This is a genomic window from Dolichospermum circinale AWQC131C (genome assembly GCF_000426905.1).
GTDB classification, from domain to species: domain Bacteria; phylum Cyanobacteriota; class Cyanobacteriia; order Cyanobacteriales; family Nostocaceae; genus Dolichospermum; species Dolichospermum circinale.
Genome location: NZ_KE384614.1, coordinates 37,296 through 42,747 on the forward strand (window position 1 = coordinate 37,296; position 5,452 = coordinate 42,747).

The following is a 5,452-nucleotide window of genomic DNA, read 5'->3' on the forward strand; positions in this document are numbered from 1 at the left end:
TGTCAATTTAATCAGTGGAACTCTCACGGGAGCAGGTGCTTTAACAATTTCCAACCAACTGAACTGGAGTGGTGGTACATTAAGCGGTACAGGGAAAAAGACCGTCAGTGGTACATTAAACCTGAGTGGTAACTATCCAAATCTCGATGGAACTACCCTAGAAACCACAGGAACAACAGTTTGGACTGGTAATGGAGGATTATACACTAGCAACGGAGCAATTTGGAATAATACCAGCACTGGGACTATTGACCTCCAAGGTGATGCTGATTTTTACTACAACTACACTGGAAATAAAGCTACTTTTAATAATGCCGGGACTTTCACCAAATCCAACGGCACAACTACTGATGAATCTTACATTAGTGCTTTCTTCAACAACACAGGTACAGTTGATGTTAAGAAAGGGAAATTAAGATTTACCGGCGGTTATACACAGACAGCCGGAACGACTAACCTCAGTGGAGGGAGTCTGTCCTTTGATTACAGTCCATTGAACCTACAAGGTGGAAACCTCACAGGAATCGGAACTATCACAGGTAATGTTAACAATAGTGGCGGTCAAATCAATCCTGGTAATACCATTGGGACATTAACTGTTACTGGTGACTACAGCCAAAGCGGTACAGGAACACTCAACTTAGAATTAAGCAGTGCCACCACCTTTGATAAATTCAACATTAGCGGTGCAGCAGATATAGGTGGTATCCTCAAACTGAATTTAACCGGTGGATTTACACCAACTATTGGCACTAAATTCACGGTTTTAACTTATGGTTCTGCCACAACCAAGAGCTTTAACAGCATTGAAGGCATAGATATTAGCAGCAGTTTAGCCTTTGCGCCTACTTCCACAGGTAAGAACTTAATTTTAGAAGTAGTAGACCAAGTTAAGGATTTAGGTACAATTAACTTTACCAATCCCCAATCAGTTACAGACTTTGTAGGTGATACAGATTTATTTGATTTTTATCGCTTCAATGTCACCACAACTGGTAATGTCCAACTTAAACTTACCAATTTGACTGCCAATGCCAATGTTTGGTTAGTTGACGGCTTAGGTCGCACTATAGCCCAAGGTATTAAAACTGGAACTGCTAATGAAGTTGTAAGTTCCGTAGTTGACGCTGGAACCTATTATGTAAGAGTTTTCCGACCTGCGGCTGGAAACAATACCAACTATAGCTTACAGGTTGCTACTTCAACCGCTTATTGGCCAGTGCAGTTTGGAACATCTGGTCAAGAGCGAAATAGTGGAGTCAGTAACGACCGTGCTGGCAGTGTTTTTGCAGCAGGCTATACCAATGGTGCTTTTGCAGGAAATACTAACGCCGGCAACTATGATGGTTATATTACTAAATATAACCCCGATGGCAGTCAAGCCTGGATTAAACAGTTCGGTACTTCTGGTACTGATTATGCCTTGGGAACTGGTAATGATAACGCTGGCAATGTTTATGCTGCTGGATACACCAATGGAGCTTTTACGGGAGCAACCAATCTCGGTAGTAACGATGGGTTTATTACTAAATATACTGCTGCTGGAACCCTAGCTTGGGTAAAACAATTTGGTACTGCTGCCGATGATACATCTGTTGGAATTAGTGTTGATAGTAATGGCAATAGCTATATAATTGGTAAAACCTATGGTGCATTTGCGGGTAATGTCACCCAAGGAGCTTATGACGCTTATATTGCCAAATACGACACCAATGGCACTCAAACCTGGATCAAACAGTTTGGTACAAACCAAGATGATGAAGCAATAGGCGTTAGCCTAGATAGTAACGATAATATCTATGTTTTAGGTTCAACAGCAGGGGCATTTGCTGGAAATACAAATGTTAGTGGTTTTGATGTCTTTGTTAGTAAGTACAACTCCAGTGGAACTCAGGCTTGGGTTAAACAACTCAGTTCATCTGGAAATAATTATGCCAATATCAATGGCATTAGTACCGATAGTACAGGAAATGTCTTTATTACTGGCTATACCGATGGTGCTTTCAGTGGCAACACCAGTTTAGGTTCTTATGATGGTTTTGTTGCCAAATATAGCACCACGGGAACCCTGGCTTGGGTTAGACAATTTGGGACAACCTCCGAAGACTATTCTATTGCCTCCAAAACAGATAGCGCTGGTAATACTTATGTTGCAGGTTGGACTAGCGGTCAATTGACAGGAAATACGGCTTTAGGAGGCTATGACGGCTTTTTAGCGAAATATAACACCAGTGGAACGAGACTTTGGGTTAAGCAATTTGGTACAAGCTCAAATGATTATGCTAATGGTTTGAGTATTGATAACCTGGGTAATATTTATATCAGTGGTTGGACTGATGGCAGTTTCCCTACCTACACCAATCAGGGAGGGCAGGATAGCTATATAGCATTATTTGATACCAATGGCAACCAGTTATCTATTCCCGCGATTCCCGCAGCAATTACTGTTACGGCTACTGATAGCGATGCTGGGGAAACTGCTACAGGAATTACTCCCAATCCTGGTACTTTCACCTTAACTCGGACTGGTGATTTAACTCAAGCGATTACAGTCAACTACACCCTCAGCGGAATCGCTACCAACGGTGCTGACTATAGTAGTCTACCGGGAACTGTCAACTTTGCAGCAGGTGTGAGCAGCGCCACCGTCACCGTCACACCTACAGACGATAACATCTTTGAAGGCACAGAAACCGCTATTCTCACCCTAGCCACAGGTGCAGGCTATATTTTGGGAACTACTACCAGTGCCACCGTTAATATTACTGACAATGATCCCCAACCCAGTATTAGTATTAACGATGTCAGCGTCACGGAAGGTAATAGCGGTACTACTAATGCCACCTTCACCCTTACCCTCTCTCACCCCAGCAGCCAACCTATAACAGTTAACTACGCTACCGCCGACGGCACAGCTACCACCGCTGATTTAGACTATAACGCGGCCACGTTCACTGTCACCTTTGCCCCTGGAGAAACCAGTAAAACTGTCAACGTTGCGGTTGTTGGTGATATCAAGAGCGAAAACCCCGAAACCTTTACCGTTAATCTGAGCAATGCAACTAACGCAACGATTACCAAAGCTCAAGGTGTGGGAACTATTACCAATGATGATCTGCCAATTATTACCCTTGCGGCTACCGATAGCAATGCTGGGGAAACTGCTACAGGTGTTACTCCTAATCCTGGTACGTTCACTTTAACTCGGACAGGTGATTTAACTCAACCTATTACAGTCAACTATACTTTAAGCGGTTCTGCTACCAACGCCACTGACTATAGTAGTCTACCGGGAACTGTCAACTTTGCAGTAGGTGATAGCACCGCCATTGTCACTGTTACACCTACAGACGACAATATTTTTGAAGGCACAGAAACCGCTATTCTCACCTTAATCACAGGTACAGGTTACGCTCTGGATGTCACAACCAGTGCAGTAGTCAATATTGCTGATAATGATTTACCCAGTATTAGTCTAGCTGTATCTCCTGCTAGTGTGGTCGAAGATGGACCGACCAATTTGGTTTACACCTTCACCCGCACAGGAACTACAGCTAATGCTTTAACGGTAAATTATGGCGTAGGTGGCAACGCTACTTTCAATACCGACTATACCCAAACAGGTGCAGACAGTTTTACTGCAACTACTGGAACTATTACCTTTGCTGCGGGTGCAAGTACAGCCACTTTAACCATAGACCCCACAGCCGATACCTTTGTTGAAAGTAATGAAACTGTGGCTTTAACATTAGCAACAGGAACAGGTTACACCATTGGGACAACAACAGCGGTGACAGGCACAATTACCAATGATGACTCTTCCGCGCTTCCGGTTATTTCCGTTGCGGCTACTGATGCTAGTGCTGCGGAAACTGCTACAGGAATCACTGCTAATCCAGGAGAGTTTACGCTGACAAGAGTGGGAGGAAATATCAATCAAGCTGTAACGGTCAATTATACCTTAACTGGAACAGCTACAAACGGCGCTGATTACACCAGCTTACCAACTAGCGTCACCTTTGCAGCAGGGAGTAGCACGGCAATTGTCACATTAACACCCACAAATGACACGATTTTTGAAGCCACGGAAACCGCTATTCTCACTTTAGCCACAGGTACAGGGTATACCGTTAGCACAACTAACACAGCAGCAACGGTTAATATTACTGATAATGACCTCCAACCTACCATTAACTTCAGTGCCAACCAGACTATAGTTGAAGGTAATACCAATCCTCAAAATGTCATCTATACTGTTACTCTCTCCAACGCCAGCACCCAAACTATTACCGTTCAATATGCCACTGCTAACGGTACGGCCATAGCAGGATCAGACTATACCAGCACCACCGGAACTCTCACCTTTAACCCTGGTGTTACCAGTCAAGTGATCAATATTCCCATTCTCAATGATTCTCTGAATGAAGCTAATGAAACCTTTACTCTCAACCTGGCTTCTCCAATTAATGCTACCCTTGGCACAGCAAAAACGGCTACTACAACTATCACTGATACCCTCAGTGCTTCTGTGACTACTACTCTGCCCAGTGGTGTGGAAAACTTGACTTTAACCGGAACAGCAGCTATCAATGGTACAGGTAATGCCAATAATAACGTTTTCCAAGGTAATAGTGCCAACAATACCCTGACCGGTCTTGATGGAAATGATACCTATCGTTTCCTAGCAAATACAGCTTTGGGAACGGACACAATTACGGAAACAACCACAGGGGGTATTGATAATCTTGACTTTACGGGGACGACTGCTGCTGTAAATGTAAATTTGGGTGTTGCAACTTCACAAACAGTCAATAGTAATCTTAAACTGATTCTCTCTGCTAATAACGTCATCGAAAATGCCACAGGTGGTACAGGAAATGACCGTCTCACAGGTAATGCTCTAAATAATACCTTAAATGGTGGTGATGGCAATGACCAACTGCAAGGGTTAGGAGGAAATGATACCCTCTGGGGAGGAGCAGGTAATGATATTCTCAACGGTGGCACTGGTAATGATCAATATCGCTTCCAAGGTAATGGGGTATTTAGCAGCAGTTTAGGTGTTGATTATATTACTCAGTTTGATGCCGGACAGGACAAAATTGCTCTCAGTCTGGGAACTTTCAATGCCATTACTAATACTTTAGGACAGTCTCTAACTGATTTCGCAGTTGTTGATGATGATGAATTGGTCAACGCTAGTAATGCCCGGATTGTTTATAGTCAAAGCACTGGTAGTTTATTTTATAATCAGGATGGTAATATTTTGGGTACAGGAACGGTGTTTGAGTTTGCTCGTTTAGGGAATCTTGATATTACCCTTGCTAGTAGCGATTTTATTTTGATTGCTTAGTTTCCTGATTTGGGATACAGCAATGCTGTGTCCCAATATACAGGGGTTTCCGCTCTTATGAGGTACATCTTAAGCCCCCTCCTCGCTTGCGGGGAGGGG

General features: G+C 43.4%; 1 protein-coding gene. It reads left to right on the forward strand.

The window, feature by feature from the left end; all coding sequences use genetic code 11:
* Positions 1-5,353: beta strand repeat-containing protein (locus ACIR131C_RS26800; protein ID WP_269208805.1), on the forward strand; the 5,353-nt coding region annotated here is incomplete at its 5' end.
* Positions 5,354-5,452 lie beyond the last annotated feature (99 nt).